23 protein-coding genes are annotated in these 23,562 nt (G+C 40.4%); 15 read left to right on the top strand and 8 right to left on the bottom strand.

Features of this window, described 5'->3' with window-relative positions:
* Nucleotides 1–55 precede the first annotated feature (55 nt).
* Nucleotides 56–751: a type 1 glutamine amidotransferase domain-containing protein gene (locus NDN13_RS04675; RefSeq protein WP_251117364.1), complete on the top strand. Its 696-nt coding sequence runs from the start codon at nt 56–58 to the stop codon at nt 749–751.
* Nucleotides 752–860: 109 nt separating this feature from the next.
* Here the strand turns inward: NDN13_RS04675 and NDN13_RS04670 are convergent, their stop codons facing one another.
* On the bottom strand, nt 861–1,562 hold the full coding sequence (locus tag NDN13_RS04670) for an FMN-dependent NADH-azoreductase (RefSeq protein WP_251117363.1): 702 nt from the start codon (nt 1,560–1,562) through the stop codon (nt 861–863).
* Between the two features lie 127 nt (nt 1,563–1,689).
* Between NDN13_RS04670 and NDN13_RS04665 the strand changes: the two genes are divergently transcribed.
* The 10 genes from NDN13_RS04665 (at nt 1,690) to NDN13_RS04620 (ending at nt 12,954) form a co-directional block, all read left to right on the top strand.
* The gene (locus tag NDN13_RS04665; protein ID WP_251118166.1) at nt 1,690–2,547 is read left to right on the top strand and encodes a LysR family transcriptional regulator; all 858 of its coding nucleotides are present in this window, start codon (nt 1,690–1,692) and stop codon (nt 2,545–2,547) included.
* 151 nt (nt 2,548–2,698) lie between these two features.
* Nucleotides 2,699–3,220: a sigma-70 family RNA polymerase sigma factor gene (locus NDN13_RS04660; RefSeq protein ID WP_251117362.1), complete on the top strand. Its 522-nt coding sequence runs from the start codon at nt 2,699–2,701 to the stop codon at nt 3,218–3,220.
* Complete coding sequence (locus NDN13_RS04655; protein ID WP_251117361.1) at nt 3,221–4,216, top strand: FecR family protein; 996 nt, start codon at nt 3,221–3,223, stop codon at nt 4,214–4,216.
* Nucleotides 4,217–4,427: 211 nt separating this feature from the next.
* Entirely contained in the window at nt 4,428–7,586 is a 3,159-nt protein-coding gene (gene hphR, locus NDN13_RS04650) for a hemophilin receptor HphR (protein ID WP_502799562.1), read from the top strand.
* A gap of 187 nt (nt 7,587–7,773) precedes the next feature.
* Nucleotides 7,774–8,565, top strand: coding sequence for a Slam-dependent surface lipoprotein (locus tag NDN13_RS04645; protein ID WP_251117360.1), 792 nt, complete (start codon nt 7,774–7,776; stop codon nt 8,563–8,565).
* 82 nt (nt 8,566–8,647) lie between these two features.
* Entirely contained in the window at nt 8,648–10,135 is a 1,488-nt protein-coding gene (gene hsmA, locus NDN13_RS04640; protein WP_251117359.1) for a hemophilin secretion modulator, read from the top strand.
* A 10-nt stretch (nt 10,136–10,145) separates the two neighbouring features.
* Complete coding sequence (locus NDN13_RS04635) at nt 10,146–11,060, top strand: energy transducer TonB (RefSeq protein ID WP_251117358.1); 915 nt, start codon at nt 10,146–10,148, stop codon at nt 11,058–11,060.
* A 32-nt stretch (nt 11,061–11,092) separates the two neighbouring features.
* Nucleotides 11,093–11,692, top strand: coding sequence for a biliverdin-producing heme oxygenase (locus NDN13_RS04630; RefSeq protein WP_085942818.1), 600 nt, complete (start codon nt 11,093–11,095; stop codon nt 11,690–11,692).
* Between the two features lie 27 nt (nt 11,693–11,719).
* Entirely contained in the window at nt 11,720–12,166 is a 447-nt protein-coding gene (locus NDN13_RS04625; protein ID WP_251117357.1) for a YbaN family protein, read from the top strand.
* Nucleotides 12,167–12,279: 113 nt separating this feature from the next.
* Complete coding sequence (locus NDN13_RS04620; protein ID WP_251117356.1) at nt 12,280–12,954, top strand: YjjG family noncanonical pyrimidine nucleotidase; 675 nt, start codon at nt 12,280–12,282, stop codon at nt 12,952–12,954.
* On the opposite strand, the gene NDN13_RS04615 is transcribed toward NDN13_RS04620, so the two are convergent.
* Entirely contained in the window at nt 12,949–13,380 is a 432-nt protein-coding gene (locus NDN13_RS04615) for a hypothetical protein (protein WP_251118164.1), read from the bottom strand. The genes NDN13_RS04620 and NDN13_RS04615 overlap by 6 nt on opposite strands.
* Nucleotides 13,381–13,541: 161 nt before the next feature.
* On the opposite strand from NDN13_RS04615, the gene mhpT reads away from it, so the two are divergent.
* Nucleotides 13,542–14,804, top strand: a complete 1,263-nt coding sequence (mhpT, locus tag NDN13_RS04610; RefSeq protein WP_251117355.1) for a 3-(3-hydroxy-phenyl)propionate transporter MhpT — start codon at nt 13,542–13,544, stop codon at nt 14,802–14,804.
* A gap of 59 nt (nt 14,805–14,863) precedes the next feature.
* Here mhpT and NDN13_RS04605 read toward each other — a convergent pair whose 3' ends face one another.
* Nucleotides 14,864–15,295 carry an SRPBCC family protein gene (locus NDN13_RS04605; RefSeq protein ID WP_251117354.1) on the bottom strand — a complete coding sequence of 144 codons (432 nt, stop codon included), beginning with the start codon at nt 15,293–15,295 and terminating at the stop codon, nt 14,864–14,866.
* A gap of 157 nt (nt 15,296–15,452) precedes the next feature.
* Nucleotides 15,453–16,490, bottom strand: coding sequence for an AraC family transcriptional regulator (locus tag NDN13_RS04600; RefSeq protein ID WP_251117353.1), 1,038 nt, complete (start codon nt 16,488–16,490; stop codon nt 15,453–15,455).
* Nucleotides 16,491–16,592: 102 nt separating this feature from the next.
* Between NDN13_RS04600 and NDN13_RS04595 the strand changes: the two genes are divergently transcribed.
* A complete protein-coding gene (locus NDN13_RS04595) occupies nt 16,593–17,669 on the top strand; it encodes an alpha/beta hydrolase (protein WP_251117352.1) in 1,077 nt (358 codons plus the stop codon).
* 187 nt (nt 17,670–17,856) lie between these two features.
* Here the strand turns inward: NDN13_RS04595 and cydB are convergent, their stop codons facing one another.
* From cydB to NDN13_RS04580, 3 genes are all read right to left on the bottom strand, one after another.
* The gene (cydB, locus tag NDN13_RS04590) at nt 17,857–18,861 is read right to left on the bottom strand and encodes a cytochrome d ubiquinol oxidase subunit II (RefSeq protein WP_251117351.1); all 1,005 of its coding nucleotides are present in this window, start codon (nt 18,859–18,861) and stop codon (nt 17,857–17,859) included.
* On the bottom strand, nt 18,854–20,299 hold the full coding sequence (locus tag NDN13_RS04585) for a cytochrome ubiquinol oxidase subunit I (RefSeq protein WP_251117350.1): 1,446 nt from the start codon (nt 20,297–20,299) through the stop codon (nt 18,854–18,856). Before NDN13_RS04585 ends, cydB begins: the two co-directional genes overlap by 8 nt.
* A gap of 144 nt (nt 20,300–20,443) precedes the next feature.
* Nucleotides 20,444–20,893, bottom strand: coding sequence for a DUF2946 domain-containing protein (locus tag NDN13_RS04580; RefSeq protein WP_241271231.1), 450 nt, complete (start codon nt 20,891–20,893; stop codon nt 20,444–20,446).
* 293 nt (nt 20,894–21,186) lie between these two features.
* On the opposite strand from NDN13_RS04580, the gene NDN13_RS04575 reads away from it, so the two are divergent.
* Complete coding sequence (locus tag NDN13_RS04575; protein ID WP_251117349.1) at nt 21,187–21,594, top strand: hypothetical protein; 408 nt, start codon at nt 21,187–21,189, stop codon at nt 21,592–21,594.
* An 81-nt stretch (nt 21,595–21,675) separates the two neighbouring features.
* Here NDN13_RS04575 and NDN13_RS04570 read toward each other — a convergent pair whose 3' ends face one another.
* Nucleotides 21,676–22,284, bottom strand: a complete 609-nt coding sequence (locus tag NDN13_RS04570) for a TetR/AcrR family transcriptional regulator (RefSeq protein ID WP_251117348.1) — start codon at nt 22,282–22,284, stop codon at nt 21,676–21,678.
* Nucleotides 22,285–22,531: 247 nt separating this feature from the next.
* On the opposite strand from NDN13_RS04570, the gene NDN13_RS04565 reads away from it, so the two are divergent.
* Nucleotides 22,532–23,545, top strand: coding sequence for an MBL fold metallo-hydrolase (locus NDN13_RS04565; protein WP_251117347.1), 1,014 nt, complete (start codon nt 22,532–22,534; stop codon nt 23,543–23,545).
* Nucleotides 23,546–23,562 lie beyond the last annotated feature (17 nt).

Below are 23,562 nucleotides of genomic sequence, written 5' to 3'. Positions count from 1 at the left end.
GCTTATAGTGATGCAAAAGCAAGATTAAAAATAAATCAAAAAGTAGAGGTGAAAAATGTCAAAACGTATTCTCCATGTGGTAACCAACATCTCTAAATATGAGGGTATCGATCGTCCAACTGGATTATGGTTAGGGGAACTGACGCATGCCTATGATGAATTTGAAAAGCAACATTATCTTCAAGACATTGTCAGCCCAAACGTTGGGCATTCGCCGATCGAACCTAAATCATTAGAACGTTTTGTTGCCGATGCTTCTGTACTTAAACGTAAAAATGATCCCGTTTTTATGCAGCTCTTGGAAACCACCAAAAAGCCCTCTGAGATTAACTGGCAAGATTATGATGCAATCTATTACACCGGTGGGCATGGGGTGATGTGGGACTTCCTAGACAATGCTGAATTGCAGAACATCAGCAAAAATATTTATGAACATGGTGGCATTGTTGCCAGTGTCTGCCATGGTTATTGTGGATTGCTCAATGTTCAGTTATCAAATGGACAATATTTAATTCAAGGAAAAAAGCTGACAGGCTTTGCATGGTGTGAAGAGGTATTGGCTGGTGTGGCAAAGAAAGTACCTTATAATGCTGAAGAGCTGGCAAAACAACGTGGCGCACTTTATCAAAGAAAATTCATTCCATTTCTACCCAATGTGGTGCGTGATGCGAACTTGATTACTGGGCAGAATCCATTTTCTGCACGTGTTACCGCATTTGCGATAATTGATGCTTTAGAAGCTAAAGCATGAATTTTTCACCTGTAAAAAAGTTAAAGAGAAAATGGATAAAGTGACCGATAAGAATCACGCTATCCATAAACTCAATATATTGATCTTCTGGTAATTTTAGATGCCAAGATTATTCATATTCCACATGCAACGTGCTGTTCCGTTGCTGAGAAAGTGCTAATTCTGTTGCGAGTGTTTCTGCTTGATTCAATGCATTGTCTAAAGATTTTTGATGTCGAATATCTGCAAATTCCTGATATTCAGATGCAATTTCATCAATATGCTCAACCCCTAAATATTTGCTGAGAGTGCGCAGATGCGGCACAAGATGGCTTTGATTGGCGCGAATACCATCGGCTTCAAAACCAAATTCTCCACTTGATGTGATAATCACCAAGCGTTTACCTGACAGTAAAGGGCTAAGTGGAAAGTCGCCACGCGCAAGATCAAAGTCAAAGGTTTTATTGATACGAATGATTTGATCAAACCACGCTTTTAGTTGTGCAGGCATACCATAGTTATACATCGGTGATGAAATCACAATGAGATCGGCTGCTGCAACTTCGGCAATCAATTGATCAGATAAAGTTAAGATTTCCTTTTGCGCGGTTGTTCTTTTTTCTTCAGGGCTAAACACCGCACCAATCCAGTCTTGACTAATAAAAGCGGGTGGATTCATGCCTACATCACGATAAATATACTCATCTATCACTTGTTGCTGTTGTAAAGTCTCAATAAAGCGTTTTGCGATATTTTTGGAAATGGAGTTATGACTTGGATTCGGATTGAAAGCTGCTCGAACACTGGCATCAATATGTAATAAGGTTGTCATGATCGCTCACATGAGGAATTAAAAGATAAACTCATCTTAAGAGGTCGTTGCAGGCTGGACAAATCAGTAAATTACAGCTATGAATGAGTTAAATTCATCTATAAAACTTATTTATGGAGTGTTGAAAATGCAGGTTTCCTTACAAGCATTGAAAGCATTTGAATCTGCAGCTCGCCTAGGCAGTTTTAAATTGGCTGCGGAGGAGTTGTCCTTGACACCAACTGCAATTTCTCATCATGTCAGCAATTTGGAAAGCCGTTTAAATGTAGACTTGTTTTATCGGCAGGTTAGAAAAATCAGCTTAACCGAGACTGGCGAGAAATTAGCGATTGCAATTTCTAAAGGATTTCGGACCATTGAAGATGCTTTGGAAGAGGTGAGTACCGCCAGCAGAGTGATTAAGATCACCACAACGTCATCCTTGGCAGCAATGGTTTTGATTCCAGCCATGCAGGCATTTATTGAAAAGTATCCAGAGATCTCTATCGAAATCTCTACTGGAGAAAGTCTGGAAAATCATCTATATGCGCTACCAATCCGCTATGGTGCTGCTTCATCCGTTGCTGTATCAGATATTATTAGATATGAGTCATTTAATGGGTTTGCGGCAGCACGACTAGATATGAGTGTCTGGACTGAACAAGCAATTACACTATGGAGTACAGAATGGAAAAATAAGAATTTACCAAAATCTCCATTACCAACATGGCTTGAGAAAAATAATTTAGAAGGAAAAAGCATAACTGTGCAGCACTTTGACCAAGAAATTTTTGGTATCCAAGAGGCGCTTGCCAGTGATGGATTGGTATTTTGTTCAAGCACATTAGTTCATCGTTTAATCCATGCGAAATTGCTGCAAACGTTGCCAACACAGCCCGTACAATCTGAGCTGTGCTATTACATTCCAAATAAAGAGCAGTTAAAACGCCGAAATAGAAACATGAATGAACTGATTTTGTGGGTAGAAGCATTGTTAAATCAATAAATTATTGCTTGCTACTGCATTCTTAGAGCGATGTATTATGTACGTTATGCTTATAAAAATAACAGTCAACGAAAGTTTGTGTGATTCTTTCTTGATTTTATAAATGATAATTATTATCATTTAAATACACTTTGTTTTGAGTCAGATGATCGTGAACAAAACCCCTATGCTTGTAGATCAGTTATACAGAAACCATAGAGGCTGGCTTCATCAATGGTTGAGACAGAAAATAGGCAATACTGATCAAGCTGCTGACTTAGTACAAGATACTTTTATTAAATTACTGCAAACACGGGATGAGCTGCTGGGCATTAAAGAACCTCGCGCTTATCTTACTTCAATAGCAAAAAACTTACTCATCGACCAAGTCCGTCGCAAACGCATTGAGCAAGCCTATTTAGATGGCTTAAGCCAGATGGAATATATGCTGGATGGTGTTGCCTCACCTGAAGATCAAATGCAGATTATTCAGGCGCTGGACCAGCTTTGTAAGGCATTGGAAGATGTCTCTGCTAAAGCACAACAAGCATTTATTTTGCATTATCTGGAAGGCTATACGCATAAAGAGGTAGCCGAACGGTTGGGTGTTTCAACCAAAATGATTCAAAAATATTTAGCAAATTGTTTGATTCGTTGCTATCAGGCGCGTTTAGAAATGGATTTCAATACTTAAATGGCAATCAATAAACAAGAGCATCATCAGTTGGTGGAAGAAGCTGCATTATGGATTGTGCAGTTAAGTTCAGATGATGAATCAACTCGGAAGAATGCTCAATTGCAGTTTAATCAGTGGAAGCAGAACAGCCAGCAACATCAAAAAATTGCAGCTGATATTGAGCAATGTATTCTCTCGATTCAAAATGTATCTCAAAGCACACAACATAAGAAAGTAGTGAAATCAGCACTTAAAGCGGGTTTGGGTTCAGCGAAAGTCTATAAAAACCTGAGAGTAGGCAGTGCTTTTGCGATTGCATCCGTAGTCCTTGGTGGTAGTATTTTTTATCTGTCAGATACCTCTATTGCCTATTTACAGGCAGATATTCGGGGGGATTCAGCGCAATGGACCACCCAAACCTTACAAGATGGTTCGCGTTTAATTTTACGGGGTAAGAGTGCAGTCAATATCAATTTTCAAGCCAATCAAAGAGTTGTTGAGTTAGTCCAAGGTCAGATTCATGTGGATGTGGCTAAAGATCCACAGCGGCCATTTTTAGTCAAAACCAAACATGGGCAGATTCAGGCATTAGGGACAGCGTTTAGTGTGAATTACACATCTTCTACTACTGAGTTAAAAATGCTGCACTCTCGGGTACGTGTACAAACAGCAAATAAGTATGCTAAACAACAAGTGATTGTAAGCGCGGGACAAGCTGTCAGTATGAATCAAAATGGCTTGCAATCAGGGCCAGCATTGAATATTTATAATGAACAACAAAAATGGAATAAACATCAATTGATGGTAGAGGATTTACCGCTCGATCAGGTGTTAAAAGAATTAGATCAAAACTACAAAGGTAAAATTCTTTTTAATGCTGAGGCATTAAGCAAGATTCAAGTGAATGCTGTGTTGCCCTTAGATCAGACCCAGGAAGCACTCAAATTATTGTCAACCGTTTTTCCAAAGTTAAAGGTTTATCAAATAACCCCTTATCTCATTGTTATTTTATAAAAAAAACAATAAGTAAATGATATGTGTGGGTATCTTGAATAGCCACATTCAAAAAAATTAATTTTTTTTAGTATTTAGGTTCCACTTTTTTTAAAGCTGTTCGTCATAGTAAGTAGAAGCAATAAATTTGGGATCATTTTATTTTAATGGGTTTAATGATTCTTATTTACATTTACTGGGGGCAAAAATGAAGAAAGTCGGAGATGGTCAAATGCGAAGTCGGAACTTATTTCGGTTCTCAACACTCGCATTTGCTGTACATACAGCCTGTATTGCAAGTTTAGCTTTACCGATGCAACATGCTTATGCAGAAACCGTTGCGGCAAAATCTTATAATATTCCTGCAGGAACTTTAGCCAATGTATTGAATCAGTTTGCGGAACAATCGGGGACTTCAATTGTTATTGATGCGCAGCAATTAAAAGGGCAATACAGTTCAGGATTAAAAGGCAGCTATGCATTAGAGCAAGGTTTTCAGCATATTTTAGCATCCTCAGTATTCTATGCAGTCAAAGTCGGGCAAGGCTATACACTGGCAAAAAAAGCGGCTAAAAACAGCAATGCAGCTTCAAGTGCACCAGTAACTGCAATGAATCATACATCTTTGACGCTAGCTCAAGATGACGAAATCTCTGTTCGTTTGACGCCAATGGTGGTCTATGGTCAAGAAGATCGTGATACTGAGGGCGGCAATCGAGTCTATGATGCCAATCGATCTTCTGTTTATGCAGGCAAAGACTATATTGAGCGTTTTAAAGGGACCAATCCTGCCGATGTTTTGCAAGGGATGGTTGGGGTTTATAGTGGTGATGCCCGTAATAGTGGTGCTTTAGATCCGAGTGTACGTGGTGTGCAAGGCGTAGGTCGAGTGCCCTTAACCATTGACGGTACTGAGCAGTCGATTGCGGTGTGGCGTGGCTATAATGGGGTAAATAACCGAAATTATATTGATCCAAATCTGATTGCGGGCATTGAAGTCATCAAAGGCCCATCACTTGAACGGAATACTACAACCTCTGTCGGTGGTGGTGTTGTGGTCAAGACCTTAGAAGCGGATGATATTGTTCGTCCGGGTAAAACCTTTGGCGCAGAACTAAAAGTAGAAGGTTCCACCAACGCCATTGATCCTTCATTGCCAGACATGAGTAAAATCGGCAAAAACTATAATGATACGACGCCGTGGGAGGATATTAATGGTCAAAAATACGACCCAGATATTTATAAAAAGAACCGAACTCGCAATGATAATTCTAACTTCTCGGGAGATGATTTAGCAGGCCGACTCGCATTGGCAATGAAACAGGATAAATTTGATTTATTGGCTGTTTATGCTGTTCGTGAACGTGGCAACTATTTTTCAGGTACACATGGCGCTGGCTATTACAAACGGGCTGAGCCAAGTAATAGTCTTGATTTTATTCCTTATTTTGCGCATTCCTATAAGCCTGGCAATGAAGTCCCCAATACCTCAAGTCAGATGGAGTCTTGGCTATTTAAGGCAGGTTATCGACCAAGCGATGATCAGGCATTAAAATTCACTTATCGAGATACCAAAAATAGATTTGGTGAGATCATGCCCTCACGAATTGAATGGGGGTTAACCCCTGAAATTGGTGTACCGCAATGGCCACTCAGTCATATTCGTTCTAAGGCCTATAGCTTAGAATACAAATATAAACCTGAGAACAATCAGTGGATTGATTTTCATACCAATATTTGGCAAACCGACACTGAAAGCGAAACTTACACACGAGGCGGATGGCCAACGATTATTGATTTTAGAGATAATCGTATTATCAATACCGCAATTAGTCACTCTGACAACCGCCGTCAAGGAATTAGTGTCAGTAATAAAGCACGATTAACCGAACAGCTCGACTTAACTTTGGGTGGAAGTTTCTTAAAAGAAAAGCTCACTTCTGACGATATTTATGGCGAATATGGTCCAAGTTATTCTTTATATCAAGCCTTACCTCGTGCAGGTCGACGTGAAGAAAAAACCTTCGATTTTAATTTTAATTATCGTCCAACCTCTTGGCTAAGCTTTGATGCTGGCATGCGTTATCGCTCTTATTGGGCTTTTGATGACTTCTTAAATAAATCGATCAGAGATGGTATTGATCCTTCGTTAAATCCGTTATTTACCAAGAAAAGTAAAGTCAAAGAATACAACTTTGAATATCGAACCATGCCTGAGAGTTATGATGCTCAGCAACAACGTATGCTAAACCTTTTAACGCAACGTTATGCAGCCAACAATCCTGATTGGGATGGCCGTTTAGAAACGGTGCCTGCATCAGAAACGGCTTTGTACAGCCGGATTTGGTCACAGAAAAATACACTCTCTTGGAAAGCTGATGAAAATGGTCATTTGGCCCTAGCCGATAATATATTAAACCAACTGAATGCCTTAGGGCAGAAGTATGTGGTGATCGGTAGTGGTTTCCAGCCTGTTGTAATTGAGCAAACGCCGATTGAATCGGCTCAGAAAGTAAAAGACAGTGGTTGGGCACCTCAACTTGGTGCATCCATTCATTTGACTGAAAATAATCGGCTTTATGTACGCTATGCAGAGGAATATCGCTTACCAAGCTTATTTGAAAGTACGGTCGGCTTCTCGGCGATGATGCCATCTCAAGCAATTAAACCCGAACATGCGTTTAACTATGAAGTGGGTTATGTGTATGACATGCGTAACTGGCTCAGCTCAGCTCGCAATGCCGATATTAAGTTGGCCTATTACTACAACAAAACCAAAAACGTAATTGAGCGTAATCAAAATCTGATTTTTACCAATATGGATGAGCAAAAGCTTTCTGGTATTGAGTTGCAAAGCCGTTTTGATAATGGTGCTTTCTTCACTGATTTAAGCATGGCTTATAACCTCAAAAATGAAGTCTGTGACAGTAATAGTGCCATTAATAAAATGATTAATAGCGGCACAGTACAAACAGATCAAGGTATTCAATTCCGCGATGCTTATCAACGTTGCGTCGATGATGGTTTTCCAAACGGTTATTTGGTGACGATGTCGACACCTGAGCTTAGCGCACATGCTTTATTGGGCGCGCGCTTTCTAGATGAAAGATTGGAGCTTGGTGCACGAGCAACTTTCTACAAAGGCTATGAAAGCCCATTACGTAAAAATAACGATGCAGGTATCAATAAAGGCTATTACCTCAATGTCCCTCTCGCTTGGGATGATACGTGGATTTTTGATGCCTATGCACGCTATCAAGTTGATACCTATAACACAGTTGAATTTGTTGGAAACAACCTTTCGAACCAGTTCTATATTGATCCTTTAACTCGAAGTGCGATGGCTGCACCAGGCCGTACTTTGAAAGTCAGCTGGACCACCAAGTTTTAATACGGAATTTAATTTCGACTTTCTAATGAGTCGAGATTAGATAAAGGTAAATAATGATATTGAATGATTATTATTTACAAAATCAGGGGCAGTTATAGATCTTACTGTTCCTATAACTAAATAGATAACGATAGCGTTATCTTCATTGAAACAATAACTTAGCTTTAGAAAAATGGAGTAACAATAAATGAAAATCTCTCAACTGTTTATCGGTCTTGTTGCATGTTCTGCTGTGTTTGCACATGCAGGTATTGATGGTGCTTCAAGTAATGAAAACAATATCATTATTGGCGCTGCTGCAAATGCGAGTCATCCAGGTGGTGCAGCAGCCGTTTCTGTACAAGCGGCTGGTGCACCCTACAATGCATTTACAGGTTTTAGCTCGTTAAAAGGTTTGGCACAAGCGTTCACTGCACGCGGTGCAAGCAATACTGATGTTACTGTCGGTAGCAAAACTTTTAATATCTCCCATATTCCTGTTTCGGCAATGCCACCTTCACATAGTGCCTTAGGTAATTTCAATTTTGGTCAGGTGGGTTCACAGGAAGTCTATTTTGGTGAATGGTGGAAAGCGGGGGATACAGCAGCAAGTGCAAGTCATACTGTTTATTACGCAGGTGACAATACCAATACCACCGTACCAACTGCTGGAACGGCGACTTATACCGTTGCAGGGATTAATGGTTCAGCAACCAATCTGCTAAGTGGTAATTTAACTGCTAACTTTGGTGCAGGTACTTTAGAAGGATCATTAACTGGAACAGGGACTGCTGTTTCAAGCTTAAGCTTAAATGGTGTGACATTTAATCCAGGTACTGCGGCATTCAGTGGTGGCGCTAGTGCAAATGGTACGGCTGGGGTAAATAATTCAGGTATTGTTCAAGGACACTTCTTTGGTGCAAATGCTGCAGCTTTAGCGGGTATTGCCGAGTTTAATAATGCTGCTTATAACACTGCCTTTGGTGGTGCGAAAAACTAATCACGGTGAAAGGAATCTACAGCAGTAGATTCCTTTTTCTTGTTTATGGCTCGATGATTTTTACTTGTGTTTTACGGTTTTTATGAAAAGAACATTGCTGTGCTGTCTGATTTTATTGGCGAGTTCATCACTTTATGCAGATGATGAGACACAACTTCGCCTGAATCAAAACTTGGATCAGAATTTATTACAACAACAGCATCAATTACAGCAACAAGGGGCTATTCGGAGCACGGACGAATTACCGAATATTGTGATTAATGGTCAAGTATTTGAGGTTGAGAAGAACCAAGATGATCTGGCAAAAGCTTTATATTTGGCTGTTATGCAAAAGCAATGGGGCAATGCTGTCGTTTATCTAAAGCATTATCAACAATATGATGGCTATGACCAAGCCTTAACCGATTTTTCAGAAGGGGCTTTAGCTCGTGCTCAAGGACAACTCAAATTAGCAGAGCAAAAATTCCAAAGTAGTCTCAATAAACAGCCCAACAATCTGATTTGTGAACTTGAGTTAGCGCGCGTGCTGTTTGAACAGCAGAAGAACAAACAAGCAGCACGCCTTTTTACATCCATTCAGAGCAAATTGGGGCAAAGTGATCGTGGGGTAATTCCGCCTGAGGTCGAACAAACGGTTAAGCTGTTCGTCAAAGCACTGGATCAGCGGGATTCATGGCAAGGCAGTGTCGCAATTGGCCCATCTTATGCCACGAATCTAAATAGTTCTTCTGAACAAAGCAAAGCATGGACGCTATATGGCTTTGACAAAGATGGGAAGGTCATTCCTGTTCAAATTACCCGTGGAAGTCCTAAAGCCGAGTCGGCAACAGGTATGGACTATGAAGCCAGTGTAATGAAACGCTTTTCTCTTTCTGGAAATCATGGTCTCTCCTTGCGTGGTTTGGCTTATGGACAGTCTTATGATGGCCACGCTGACTTTAATGAGTCAACCTTCAATATCAATGCAGGCTATAGTTTTTTTGATTTAAAAAATCAGATCACAATTGCACCGCTCTTTGAGCATAAACGTTATGCCAATGATGGCCTATACAATGCTTGGGGGGCGCGTGCAGAATGGATGAGATTTATCTCCGCCGATAAAGCACTCAAGCTTGAAGCTGAAATCAAAGATTTAAATTATCAAAAATATAAGACCTTAGATGGTAAAGAAAGTTCAGCCACGCTAACCTTTTGGAAAATTCTACCTGAACAATGGACATTGTTTGGTGGCTTGGATGTCTTAGATCATGATACCCAAGAAGAATACATGGCGGCGTACCAGCAACAAGGTGTTCGTTTCGGTCTGAGTAAACCGTGGAGTGCTGGCTTTAATACCACTTTATTCAGTTTGTATCGCTGGCGCCAGTTTGATCGTTACGTGGCGGCATTTCAAACACGTCGTGAAGATTTTGAGCAAAACTACACCTTTGTGTTGCAAATGCCTCGTTTCAAATTCTATGGCATGACGCCGAATCTGACCTATCGCTATAACCGGAATAACAGCAATGTAGATTGGTTATATTCCTATGATAAACACAATGTCAGCCTAAAACTTGAGCACCGTTTTTAGGAGGATGGCGATGAAATCAAAATTCTTCGATCAGCACGATGTTCTTGCTAACAAAGCACCAATGGTTTGGTTTTTTACGCGCGCTCACCAAAAGTGGATCACAGTCATTCTGGTTGTTGTTTTGCATCTATTGGGACTGTGGTCATTGAGTCGTCTTATTGAGCCTTATACATTGGCAGCATCGCCCCAAGTGAATGCGTTAAAAGTTCATTTTGTCTCTTTATCAGCATCGGAGAATGCATCTCCTCAAGCAACAGCAAAAGTTGAAGCGGCCCAAACATCAACAATCCCCGCACTAGAAAAACAAACAAGCACTCGCGCTGCTCCGACCAATACTGAAAACACAGAACAAAAAGTGATAACCAGTCAGAGTGCTATGCATGAAGTGTCCAAGCAACAGACTACTCACAAAGTTGAAACTTTAGCAGTAAAGTCCACAGCAGAAATAGCAGCTCAACCTTCAAAAAGCAAAGCCACACAGGATACCCCATCGGATCAATCATCACAGATGTTGACCGAAAATCCGCTCAGTTCGAAACAACAAATAGGACAGGCTCAATCCCAGTCGGGTGGTGTAAATACAGCAGCAACGCAACAGGAATTGGCACGTGTACCTGAAAGCCAAGTTGATCGTGATGAGCCTGTTCAAGTCAGCAGTGTTGATGTATTGAGCTTTGGCAAGCTTGCTTATGATGATCGGGAACTTAAACAACAAAACCGTGTGGTGGAATTACGACTACGTATTAATGAAAACGGTCAGCCCATCGAGATTCAAATCAAACAAAGTTCAGGCATTAGCAGCCTAGATCAGCGTGTTTTACAAGCTGCTCGTCAGTCCAAATTCAAACCTTACAAAATCAATGGTCGCGCAGTGACCGTTGTGGTGGATTTCCCCGTGCAACTCAAACTCAGTCGGAGTCGTTAACCGATGAGTCCTATTCTTTTTCTAGGAGAATAATCATGAACGCAGCAACAGAGCAAATGATTGCCAATCGCCTTTCTCAGCGTCTAAAGCAAGAAACAGCGGCAGAACATGAACGTATGCACCAGTTAATGGCGCAAGCAGATGTATTTTCAAGTAAGGAGAAATACGCCCAATTTACCTTGTCGCAATATTATTTCCAGCAGGAAATTGAGCATCTTTTTGAACAGGAAGGGGTTGCTGGACTGATTCCAGATTTGGGCATTCGTGGCCGCTCACAACAAGCCTTTGATGATTTGCAAGATTTGGGTATTCAGCCCGCAGGTCAGACATTACAAAGTGCTGAAGTCAAATTGCCTGAAGCACTAGGTTGGATCTATGTGTCAGAAGGCTCAACTTTAGGTGCCGCATTTCTGTTTAAACAAGCGCAGAAGCAGTTAGGTTTCTCCGAAACATTTGCAGCGCGCAATTTGGCGGCTTATCCAGAAGGTCGAGCAAAAGTGTGGAAACGTTTTGTTGAGGCACTTGATGAGGCTGATTTTGACCAAGTGTTACAAGATCGTGTGGTGCAAGGCGCTTTAGATGCATTTGGCTATTTTGGAAAGGCATTAATCCAGCTCGATGAGTTGAAATAAGTGATCAGGCAGTAACAGCTTTTCAGTATGGAGAACGTTAATCGCATGGATAATCAAATGAAAACAGAGACCTTATCGCCAACACCACAGCCAGCAAGCAAGTTAGCGCGTTCAGTGTGGTGGCGATTATTGTTTATCTGTCTGGCTTGGCTATGCATCGGTTTAGGGATTCTTGGCATTTTTATTCCAGGGCTACCAACGGTTGATTTTATCCTGTTAGCAGTGTTCTTTGCAGCCAAAGGCTCTGAAAAGCTGCATCAATGGTTTCTCAACCATCGTTTTATCGGACCGATTATTCAAGAATGGCAAGAAAACCGACGTATTCCCAAGAAAGCAAAATATATCTCTACCGTGAGTATGAGTATTGCTGCGGGTATTATGATATGGACCATTCCACATCCGTGGGTGGTCTATCCACTGATTGCCTGTATGGCAGCAGTGTTGGTCTGGATGTGGGTGCGAGATAAAGATTGAGCGCATAGTCAGACGAGAATATCGAGCATTGAGCAGGCCACTTCGGCTTGCTCTTTTATCACTCGGTATAATAAAATTATCTCAATATTTGCTTCGGTTGTAAGATTGCTCTGATGTACAAGGCTATATTCTTTGATATTGATGATACTTTGTTGAATTTTAGCGTTGCTAACCGCGCTGCATTTATTCAATCTTTTGCTGAATTTAATTTAGATCATGATGATGCTACTTATTCAACCTATAAAGCCATTAATCATCATTTATGGGAAAAGCAGAAGTTAGGTCAAATTACGGTACAAGATGTCATTAATAATCGATTTAAACAATTATTTCGGGCATTAAACCTTGAACTTAATCATGACCATTTCCGTGATACCTTTCAGGGAAATTTAGCTAAACAGCATACGCTTGAGGCTGGTGCAGCTGAAGCCATTGATTATTTAAGTCAAAAATATAAGTTATTCGCTGCATCCAATAGCATTCTTATTCAACAAAAAGCTCGTTTAGACTTGGCTGGCTTATTGCCACATTTCTCTGATTTATATATTTCAGATGACATTGGCTATGAAAAACCAGATCAGCGTTTTTTTGAAACCTGTTTGCATAGAAGCCAGATTGCGAAAGAAGACGTGCTGTTTATTGGGGATAGCCTTGAAGCAGATATGAAAGGTGCTGCTTCTTGTCAGATCTCGACCTGTTGGTATAACCCAAACAAGTTACCCAATCAGTTGCAATTAAATATCACACACACTATTCAGCATTTATCTGATTTAGTAAAGATTTTATAAATCGATGCGATCTGGCTGGTGGGATTTATGATGAATCAAAATCAGCCAGTAACAAACCGCTGGAATGAGGGCGATAAACAAGGAAAAAATATCCGCATAGACCAGCCACCATTGCTTTGGGAGTTGGCCTGTATGAGCCCACGCTAAAAGAGTAAAAAAAGGTGCCGCAACGACGAATGCGCTTAAGCAGATTGTCAGAAAATTCAGACACTGATAGCGGTTTAAAACAAGCGAGAACAAGAATGAAAATGGAACGGTCAAAAGGCAATAAGCCATATAAACCAGAAGATGCCCAACAATAACTGCAAATATTGAACCGAATTTAAACTGATTGTTCATGAGAATAAACAGCACAGCCATCAAGCAGAGTAAGGGAACTGGAGCCAATAATAGCGATTTAAAAATGATCTTTTTCTTATATTTCAAATGAGACGCCTCAAGTTTTTGAATTACATATTGCATAATTTTAATACATATTGCGTAACTATATTCGCTCTGCTAGTCTTTTTAGCGACTAAAAGGAGATTTAAATCGATATTTGGAATTTTAGATCGATAAACTGGAAGAATCAAAAAGGGAAGATAACAATGTTAAAAGAGACCAATAGAGAGGCAGGCGCTTCAAAACAAGCAATCGTGATTACACTCATCCTCTGTTTCATTTTTGCCATTATTGAAGGATTTGATCTGCAGTCTATGGGGGTTGCTGCACCGCGGATGAAAGCAGAAATGCTGTTAAACAGTACCGAGATGGGTTGGGTGTTTAGTGCAGCCGTTTTAGGCACATTACCTGGTGCACTGATTGCAGGTCGAATTGCTGATTCGATTGGGCGCAAAAAAGTATTCATCACTTCGATTGCAGTTTTTGGCTTGATGTCTTTACTGACACCCTTTACCAAAGATTTGAATTCCTTACTTTTAGTCCGGTTTCTGACAGGACTCGGCATGGGTGGGGCTTTACCCATCGTAATTACCATGGTTTCAGAAGCGGTACCTGAAAAGTATAAAGCGACGGCTGTCAGTGCGATGTATTGTGGTATGCCGATAGGCGGTGTTTTGACTTCCGTGGTTGCTTTGTCTTTGACAGCAGATCATGAATGGCGACATATCTTTTATATAGGCGGGATTGCCCCTTTAATTTTAGTTCCTATTCTTATTTTCTTTTTACCTGAATCAAAAGCATATCTGAACAAAATCCCTCAGGTCACTACACAAAAACCAAGTGTGTTCAACGTCCTTTTTGCCAAACCACGTGTCGTGGTGACGTCTAGTCTATGGCTCAGCTTTTTTGGTACCTTGTTGGTTTTAGCATTGTTCCAAAACTGGTTACCGACCTTAATCTCAGGACTAGGACTTAATAAGCAGCAAGCCAGTTATATTCAGATTGGTTTTAATCTGGGTGGTTCGATTGGGGTATTAATTTTAGGTTTGATGTTGGATCGACTGAATAAATTCTTTATTGTTGCCAGTGTGTATGCTGGCATTTTGGTTTCATTAATTGGTTTGGCCTATTCTAATAGCGCATCGAGTTTTATCTTGTTTGCTACAAGCTGCGGGATGTTCGTGATTGGCTGTCAGTCAATTTTATACACCTTGGCTGCCAAGTATTATCCAACTGAAATGCGAGGCACAGGGGTGGGGGCTGCGGTTGCTGTAGGACGCTTAGGTGCTTTTGCAGGGCCTTTGGTTGCAGGTTATCTACTCGGAACAGGGCAAAGTGAGATTGTGGTGATTGCTTCTAGTATTCCTATGATTTTATTGGCTGCAATCTCTGCATTAATTTTACTGCGTAAGCCAGAGCATTCAGTTACTCGGAAAGAACCTTTAGGCACGGTGACATCTTCACTTTAAACATAGCGTAAACCTTGACGGTTTGCTGTTTACCGTCAAGGCGCAGTGCAGAGACAACATTAAAATTTTAGTTTTTTCAGACCACGGCTGATACCGTTTTGTAGAGCAGCCTTAATAATGGGACCAATTAAAGGCACACGGCCTTTAAAGCTAATGGTGTAATCCAAGCGAGTGCGATCACCGCCTAAATCAGTAAATTTCATAACGCCACGATGCGCTTTAATTGGACTAATGCCGCTGGTGATTGCATATTCGATCAATTCATTTTCTTGGTATACCAAGTTAGTTTCAACAAATGAAGGCGCTAAAGGAATCGAAAGTTTACGTGCAGAACCCACGCCATTTCGCGCATCTTTGCCATTATTCATGCGGGTGATTTTTGCGGGTGCAAAAATTTTGTTGAGATTTTCATGTTCACTTAGAACTGCAAAGACCTTGTCTATGGGTGCATTGAATTCTTGTATTATTTTGACCTGTTGTGTTTTTAACATATTGGAACCCTTCCAAATAAATTGACATAGTGTATTGTCAGTATTTGGATGTTAGCATGTTTTTGTCCATTCTGAATTTACCTTTATCGGAAATTCACATGCTTTTTTATACAGCTCAGTCATGTCGATTTTCAGATTGAGTATGATACCAAAGATCTCATTCTGGTTGATTTTTTGCTTTTTGGAATTGGCTTGGCGCAATACCTGCCCAACGTTTATAAGCTTGGGAAAACGTAGATAAATCAGAAAAACCAAGGTGTTCTGCGACCTGTGAGAGACTTGAACTCCCTGATAAAAGTTCATTGGCACGTTGATGCAAGACTTCATTTTGAATCAATCTAAACGAGGTATTTTCTTCTTGTAAGCGTCTTTTTAAGGTTCTTTCACTGCTATGTAGTCGATCTGCGATATGGTTTAGCTTGAGTAATGTACCCGTTGGGGCATTGATTAGAAAATCACGAACGATCATGGTCGTGGTCAATGTGGTATGACGCTGATGAATCAGTTCCTTACATAAGCGTTCACACATCGCTGCTGTGTTCGGATTTGCATGCGGCAGTTGTGTATTTAATTGAGCGGCATTGAACTTTAAAACATTATTTTTTTGATTAAATGCAATCGTTGTCCCTAAAAATTGTTCAGGCAGTGGCAAGGATAAATGCTGCGGTGCTGGATAGTTCAGATGAAACGCATCCAGTTGAAATGAATCTTCATAAATATCCCGAATAACTCTTGCTGTTGCAGCCATGGCCCGCTCAACCACAAACCGTTGTAAGTCGCTGCTGTGACCAACAGGTTCAGTAAAGCTGATCAAGCATTGTTGATTTTCTTGATGAAAATGAATCTTAACAAAGGTGTAGGTGAGGGGTAGATAGCGTTGAACAAGTTTCATGGCATCTAAACCTGTAGCGCTACTCATCAGGGCATAACCTAAAATGCCATAGCTTGTAAGTTGATGCTTAAAGCCAGCCAACAAGCCCAAAGCTGCTGTGTGAGGTGATAGTAATTCAATAAGATGATTGATGACATTGATTTCTTCATCTGGTGTGACAATCGCATTAACATCATTTAATCTGCTTAGATTCAGCCCAGTTCCTGTCAATACGCTGTGTGGTGCTATGCCGAGTTGTTCAGCTAACTCGATTAATAACTGCACACTTGATGGCGCCCTGAGATAGTCTTGAAACTCAAACACGGATTGGCCTAAAAACTAAAATTGATGTCCCAATCTAGCATGGCTGATTTAAATCCTAAAGCCTAATATTTGTTTATCCGATATGAATGTGTAAGGCAAAACATGAATACAGTTCAGCAGAACAATTCAGTCATTAGAGTGTCTCAGTTTCTCAACAAACTCGCTATCACGATGCTAATGGCATGTGCAATCAGTACGACATCCGCAAAAGAAATAAAAGTTGGAGATTCAAACATGGGCTATGAAAATCAAATTGCTTGGCAGCAAATCGAACAATTTCTTCCTCAACCATTCCATATTCCAAAAGATCAATTACCGAAAGAAGAATGGTGGGCATGGAAGGGGAATAATATCCATTTAGATACGTATCGAAATCCGAATGCAAAAATCAAAGTCATTCTATTTCATGGTGTGGGTACCAATGGTCGTCAAATGTCGATGATTTTGGGTAAACCATTGGCTGACCGAGGCTATGAAACGATTGCTGTTGATATGCCGGGTTATGGTATGACTCAAGTCGGCAAAGGAAATGTGATCCGATATGATGATTGGGTACAGGCAGGAAGTGACTTGATTGATCTTGAATTGGCCAAAGATAATCGCCCAATTGTACTTTACGGTTTGAGTGCTGGTGGCATGCTGACTTACCATGTAGCTGCCAAGAATAAAAAAGTAAAAGCAATTGTGGGAATGACCTTTCTCGACACCAGCAATCAAGTGGTGAAAGATACGGTTGCAAGTAATTTGTTCATGAGCCGTGTCGGAACACCAATTACCCATTGGACAGCGAAAACACCTTTAGCATCGATGCGAGTGCCGATGAGTTGGGCCAGTAAAATGAGTACTTTGGTGAATAATAAAGAGGCTTTAAAAGTGTTTATGAAGGATAAAACCTCGGCTGGGAACTCTGTTTCTCTGACATTTCTAGACTCTTATATTCACTATAAACCCGAGGTGGCAGCAGAAGACTTTGATGTGAGCCCAATTTTATTGACTCAACCGGCCCAAGACCGTTGGACACCGCTTGATTTAAGCACACCATTTTTGAGCCGTATCCATAAAGTGCCTGTTAAAACTGTGATGTTAGAAAATGCAGGGCATTATCCTTTAGAACAACCAGGGCTAACACAAATGGTCGATGCGATTGATCAGTTTTACCAAGCCACGATCAATAAATAGCAATAGGTCATACCTAAAAAAGACTATACCGAGGTATAGTCTTTTTTATTGCAAGGAAAAATGTCAGCTTAATAAGCGAGTTTTAACAATACTCTAAAAAACATTGCAATCGCCAATAAACCTAAAAATCCAGCAAGCCAAAGTACGATAAACCATTGTGTTTTAGATAGTTTCATTACATCGACTCCTAGTGATAACCCGTATCGCCAACCCGTACTTTATCTCTAAACACCCAGTACGATAGGATGGTATAGCCGATAATGATCGGAATCAGAATTAATGCACCAACCAAGGCAAACTTTTGGCTGGAATGCGGTGCTGCGGCTTGCCAAATGGTGACCGAAGGCGGAATGATATTCGGCCAGAGGCTGATCACAAAACCTGTAAATGCCAAGAACACTAAGGCCAAGGTGAAGATAAACGGTTTTAACTCTTGGCGTTGTTTACATGCTTTTAAAATCAGGAAGGTAAAGAGTAAGACCAAGATGGGTACTGGGCTAAAATATAGTAGATTTGGTAGGGCAAACCAGCGTGCTGCAATTTCAGGATGAGTTAGCGGTGTATATAAACTGACCCCAGCAAAGACCACAAATAGCAAGATGATCAGTTTAGGCATCAACGCATACATCTGGTCTTGTAATTCATGATCTGTTTTCATAATCAGCCAACCACAGCCCAAAGCGGCATACATGGCAACCACACCCAGCCCCGTAAATAAGGCGAAAGGCGTCAGCCAATCCAAGCCTGAACCTGAGAAAATACCATTGGTCGTTTGGATGCCTTGAATATAAGCACCTAAAATCACACCTTGCAGGAAGCTGGATAGAATCGAACCCCAGATAAAGGCTTGATCCCATAAGTATTTGGTGCGATTGGCTTTAAAACGAAACTCAAAGGCAACGCCACGGAAAATCAGGGCAATTACCATCAGCGTAATCGGCATATATAAAGCCGATAACACTGTTGAATAGACCAATGGAAAGGCAGCAAATAAGCCTGCACCCCCGAGTACCATCCAAGTTTCATTGCCATCCCAGACTGGTGCGACGGTGTTCATCATCACATCACGTTCTTCGCTATTTTTAATAAAGGGGAACAGAATTCCGATACCGAGATCAAAGCCATCCAGAATGACATAGATCAATACACCGAGACCGATAATGCCGACCCAAATCAGAGATAAATCAATCATGGTGTTTCTCCTCTTTGGTTGAGTCTTGTTGATCAATGCTTTCATCGACCGCACTTAAAGGACGCATAGGTGTTTTGAAGTGACCATGACCTGCGGGCTCAAGATCCACCGCCTCAACGAATTGAGGGCCTTTATGCATCAGTTTCAGCATGTAATAGATCCCGATGCCAAACACAACACAGTACACCACCACAAAAATAATCAGGGTCAGACCAACTTGTTCGGCGGAAACAGGAGAAAGTGCGTCTTTGGTACGCATCACGCCATACACCACCCAAGGCTGGCGACCAACTTCAGTGGTAAACCAACCTGCCAGTACCGCGATAAATCCTGATGGACCCATGACTAAAGCAAAGCGGTGAAACCATTTACTTTCAAACAGCTTTCCAGTTTTTCTGAGCCAAGCACCAGCGAAGGCAAGCAAAAGCATGAGCATACCTAAGCCCACCATGACACGGAAACTCCAGAACACAATGGTAGAGTTTGGTCGATCTTCAGGGGCGAAGTCTTTTAAACCTTTAACCGTGCCATCCATAGAATGGGTTAAGATCAGGCTGCCTAGATTTGGAATTGCAATGGCATATTTAGTGCGTTCTTCTTGCATATCTGGTACACCAAATAGATATAGCGGCATGCCCTCATCATAATTAGTTTCCCAATGGCCCTCCATCGCTGCAAGTTTGGCAGGTTGATGTTCTAAAGTATTCAGACCATGCGCATCACCAACAAATACTTGTAAAGGTGCTAAGACCAGAATGAGCCACATTGCCATCGAAAACGAGGTTTTGACCAAGGCATCACGGCGACCTTTAAGCAAATGCCAAGCCGCTGTTGCCGCAACGAGTAACGCTGCAACCATAAAGGCAGCAATCGCCATATGTACCAGTCGATAAGGGAAAGAGGGATTAAAGACAATTGCCCACCAGTCTGTCGGCACAATAATGCCATTCTCGATCGCAAAACCTTGAGGCGTTTGCATCCAACTGTTGGAGGAGAGAATCCAGAACATGGAGATACAGGTACCAATCGCAACCATTAAGGTGGCAAAGAAATGTGCCTTGGGACTGACACGCCCCCAACCAAACAGCATGATACCCAAGAAGCCAGCTTCCAAAAAGAAAGCACTCAGGACTTCATAAGTCAGTAAAGGGCCTGTGACACTTCCTGCAATACGGGAAAATTCACTCCAGTTCGTGCCGAACTGGTAGCTCATCACCACACCAGAAACAACACCCATACCAAAGGCAACCGCAAAGATTTTGACCCAGTACTTAAACAGGTCTTTATAAATCGGGTCTTTGGTCCGTAGCCAACGCCATTCTAAAACCGCCAAAAAGCTGGCCAATCCGATGGAGATGGCTGGGAAAATAATATGAAAAGAAACGGTAAAGGCAAATTGTATTCGTGCCAGTTCGAGTGCAGTAAAGCCTAAAGTCATGACAGCACCTCATCTTGTTGCTGATGAGATAAACTTGAGGTTGAATAAAGCTCTACCCAATTAAGCGTATGATTAAAAAAAGAAAACATTATGATAATCTCTTGAATAAAAGTTTTTCAAAACTAAAAAGTTTTGAGCTTCAAGTCAGAATGAGATTAAGAGAGGAGGTGCTCGACCTTGAGGAGTGAGAAAGAGTTGTTGAAGCTGAAAGAAAACATGGAAGTAGTTTTCAATAAAAGCCAGAAATCGAACCTGAATTCGGACTAAAATTTGCTTTAGATCGACATCTGGTAAAGGCAGTACATGGCTATAGACCACACAGTATTGACACTGATGGTTTGCATCATGGTGGTGATGGTGACTTGCCGACGTTTTAACTTCAGCTGAAAAAGTTTGATGCTCATGTGCAGTATCATGCTGAGCAGCAATATGATGATGGCTATGGAGCGGAGAGGTAGAATGATGGTCTTGTAATAAAATTTGGGTAATAGTCTCACATACTGGAGAAACTTGGTATTTCTCTGGCAGCAATGGCTGTAAGAACACAGCGATTTGTAAAAAGATTGCATAGAACCCAAGCAATCTTCCAAGCATCAACACCCGATTGATCTCTTTATGGAAACCATTGGAGGAATACTATAACAAAGAAATCTTTTTTTTAAAGAAAATACTTAATTATTTTTAATAAATAATAAGAAGTTTTTTACGTGAATAATTATTATATTTCACTAGTATAGAGCGGTTTTTAAACAATTTATCGTTAAATTTTACTTAATAATTTTAAGATTTTTTTTAGGATAGGCCTAAATTGTTTAGCTCAAGCGTTTATTTATTAGTAAATCAAAAATAGCTAACATGTTATCAATTTAAAAATATAGATGATGAGAATGAAAAAAAGCTTAAAGCTAGATCATGATGCACTTTTTATGCGGTTATTCTTCAAATCTTCGCCTGAAGTTACAGATGAGGAGGTGGAGTATTACCGTGAGTATCCAGACCAGATCGATGAAGTCACTGCCCCGATCAATATTCATAAATTTTTCCTCTGGGCTGGTGCTCTTTTAGGCATTGCTATTGTTGCGATTGCAAAATTCCTCAAATATTCAGGCACACTAAACTTTTTATCAGAAGGCATTTTTGAATTTGTGATTGATATCATTTATGAAAGTGGGATTGCACTCATTGGTGCTGCGATAACTGCTTATATGCTTGGTGTCGTGTTGAATAAGCAACAAGATAATGCTGCAAAGTGGCGTGAAGAAATTCGTCGAAGAATAAAAGATAGCACAGCATAAAAATTACCGTGTAATAACTGGATGACTAAGTAGAGTCATGGTAAGCAGAAATCCATTTTTGCTTAGACTGCTTCCCACTTTCTAGGCTTTGGTTAGATAATTATAGATCGACTGAATAATGGCATTTCTCACTGTCTGTGGCGCGATATTGACAGGTGGTTCAAGCACAGCAGCATGAATTAAAGATTCTAATAATTGAAGAATCATCCACACCATGAGTGCTGTATTTTTTTCTACAATTTCATCTTGATGTAATTCAACCAAGCGATAAATTTCTTGTCGAATCCCTGTTTCATCTTCAACACGATTGATATCAAAAAATGGGAGCTTCTTTTCAAGCAGTTGATGTAATTCTGGCTCAAATGAATGCGCAGCGATGACAGCATCCACGAGGGATTCGATTCTTTGTTTTAAGGTTTGTGCATTTTGACTATCAATCACAGTTCGAAGTAAATCATGAATGTGCTGGGTATGTTTTTTATGTAGAGCGACAATTAAAGCATCTTTATTGGGAAAGTATTGATAGAGAGAACCAATACTAATGCCTGCACGTTCTGCGACTAAATTGGTATTAAACTTTGCATAATCCATTTCTTTTAGAATTTCAGCTGCACTTTGTAATATTGCGTCTACAGTCACTTTTGAACGACCTTGGCGGGGCATTTTTCTTGGTTTTAAAGCTGTTTTCATTTGAATAAATCAGACAGAATAAATGTGAGCATTAACTCACTTTTTGTAAATGCTTGCAATCTTATCGCTATGAAAAAATATGAGTAATGACTGGATTATTCTCAAAAAAACAAGAGGATTTATTTATAACCTATTCATTTAAATAAATTAAAATACATTCCTGCGAATGCGAGTATCTAATGTGAGCTTTTGCTCATATTATGGATCTACCGTATCACTTCTTCAAATTATTGAGGAAACTAAAGCAATGAAGATCAAACTCTCCCTCGCATTTTCACTCTTGGCATTGAGTAGCTTTCATGTCAATGCAAATAGCAATGTTGCAGAAAGTCGTATTCAGTATCAACTGACTGCAGCACCTATTGTTCAGGTCGAAAAAAAGCAACTTATTGCAGCTGGCGTCTGGCTGATTCCTGATCCATATATTAACTATGTGCCTAATATTGGGATCATTGAAGGCAATGATGCGATCTTAGTGATTGATACGGGTATGGGCATGCAAAATGGCCAACATGTTTATCAAGTCGCAAAAGAAATCGCTAAAAATAGAAAAATTTATCTCACAACCACACATTTTCATCCAGAACATCAATTTGGTGCTGCTGAATTTAAAGATGCGACCTATATCATCAATCAAAAACAAGAGCATGAGCTAAAAGATAAAGGTGCAAACTATCTTCAGATGTTTCGAGCATTTGGCCAGATCGAAAAAAAAGCGCTTGAAAAGGTGGTAATTCGTAATGCAGATAAAACCTATAGCAAGCGAACAGTACTTGATTTAGGTGGTCGATTGGTCACTTTGCAGGAAATGCCAGCACATACACGAGGAGATCAAATTATTTATGATCAAACGTCAGGTACGGTTTTTATGGGGGATTTGTATGAAAAAAACTTTTATCCGATTATGCCTGATGCTGATGCGAAAGGGAGTGAATGGATCAAGGTAATTCAACAGACAATTGAAATGAAACCGAAAATTGTAGTACCTGGACATGGCAAGCTTTCGACAAGTCAAGATCTGCAAGAATTTAAACAGCATATGCTTCGGGTGAAAGCTTTAGTCAAACAGCACATTGCATTAGGACTTAATCAGGATCAAATTATTCAGACCATATCGCCTACGATCTATCGAGAATATCCAGATTGGAATAACCGAGTTTTTCTACCCTTCCAAATTGCAAACTTTTATGCGGAGTTAACACAACAAGCAATTGTGCTGCCAAGCTTAGTCAAAGAATTACAGTCTGATCCAACTCAATAACTTTCTTTAGGAGTATG

The organism is Acinetobacter sp. C32I (genome assembly GCF_023702715.1).
In the GTDB taxonomy this organism is placed as follows: Bacteria; Pseudomonadota; Gammaproteobacteria; order Pseudomonadales; family Moraxellaceae; genus Acinetobacter.
Note: the sequence above shows the minus strand (reverse complement) of the source record. Positions and strands in the feature narration are given on the sequence as shown.

Bases quoted from the DNA above. Each gene is read 5' to 3' on its own strand.
- NDN13_RS04675 (WP_251117364.1), top strand. From the start codon at position 56: ATGTCAAAACGTATTCTCCATGTGGTAACCAACATCTCTAAATATGAG.
- hsmA (WP_251117359.1), top strand. From the start codon at position 8,648: ATGAAAAGAACATTGCTGTGCTGTCTGATTTTATTGGCGAGTTCATCA.
- NDN13_RS04620 (WP_251117356.1), top strand. From the start codon at position 12,280: ATGTACAAGGCTATATTCTTTGATATTGATGATACTTTGTTGAATTTT.
- NDN13_RS04635 (WP_251117358.1), top strand. From the start codon at position 10,146: ATGAAATCAAAATTCTTCGATCAGCACGATGTTCTTGCTAACAAAGCA.
- NDN13_RS04655 (WP_251117361.1), top strand. From the start codon at position 3,221: ATGGCAATCAATAAACAAGAGCATCATCAGTTGGTGGAAGAAGCTGCA.
- NDN13_RS04625 (WP_251117357.1), top strand. From the start codon at position 11,720: ATGGAGAACGTTAATCGCATGGATAATCAAATGAAAACAGAGACCTTA.
- NDN13_RS04575 (WP_251117349.1), top strand. From the start codon at position 21,187: ATGAAAAAAAGCTTAAAGCTAGATCATGATGCACTTTTTATGCGGTTA.
- NDN13_RS04570 (WP_251117348.1), bottom strand. From the start codon at position 22,284: ATGAAAACAGCTTTAAAACCAAGAAAAATGCCCCGCCAAGGTCGTTCA.
- NDN13_RS04645 (WP_251117360.1), top strand. From the start codon at position 7,774: ATGAAAATCTCTCAACTGTTTATCGGTCTTGTTGCATGTTCTGCTGTG.
- NDN13_RS04605 (WP_251117354.1), bottom strand. From the start codon at position 15,295: ATGTTAAAAACACAACAGGTCAAAATAATACAAGAATTCAATGCACCC.
- mhpT (WP_251117355.1), top strand. From the start codon at position 13,542: ATGTTAAAAGAGACCAATAGAGAGGCAGGCGCTTCAAAACAAGCAATC.
- hphR (WP_502799562.1), top strand. From the start codon at position 4,428: ATGCGAAGTCGGAACTTATTTCGGTTCTCAACACTCGCATTTGCTGTA.
- NDN13_RS04565 (WP_251117347.1), top strand. From the start codon at position 22,532: ATGAAGATCAAACTCTCCCTCGCATTTTCACTCTTGGCATTGAGTAGC.
- cydB (WP_251117351.1), bottom strand. From the start codon at position 18,861: ATGATTGATTTATCTCTGATTTGGGTCGGCATTATCGGTCTCGGTGTA.
- NDN13_RS04580 (WP_241271231.1), bottom strand. From the start codon at position 20,893: ATGCTTGGAAGATTGCTTGGGTTCTATGCAATCTTTTTACAAATCGCT.
- NDN13_RS04665 (WP_251118166.1), top strand. From the start codon at position 1,690: ATGCAGGTTTCCTTACAAGCATTGAAAGCATTTGAATCTGCAGCTCGC.
- NDN13_RS04585 (WP_251117350.1), bottom strand. From the start codon at position 20,299: ATGACTTTAGGCTTTACTGCACTCGAACTGGCACGAATACAATTTGCC.
- NDN13_RS04670 (WP_251117363.1), bottom strand. From the start codon at position 1,562: ATGACAACCTTATTACATATTGATGCCAGTGTTCGAGCAGCTTTCAAT.
- NDN13_RS04595 (WP_251117352.1), top strand. From the start codon at position 16,593: ATGAATACAGTTCAGCAGAACAATTCAGTCATTAGAGTGTCTCAGTTT.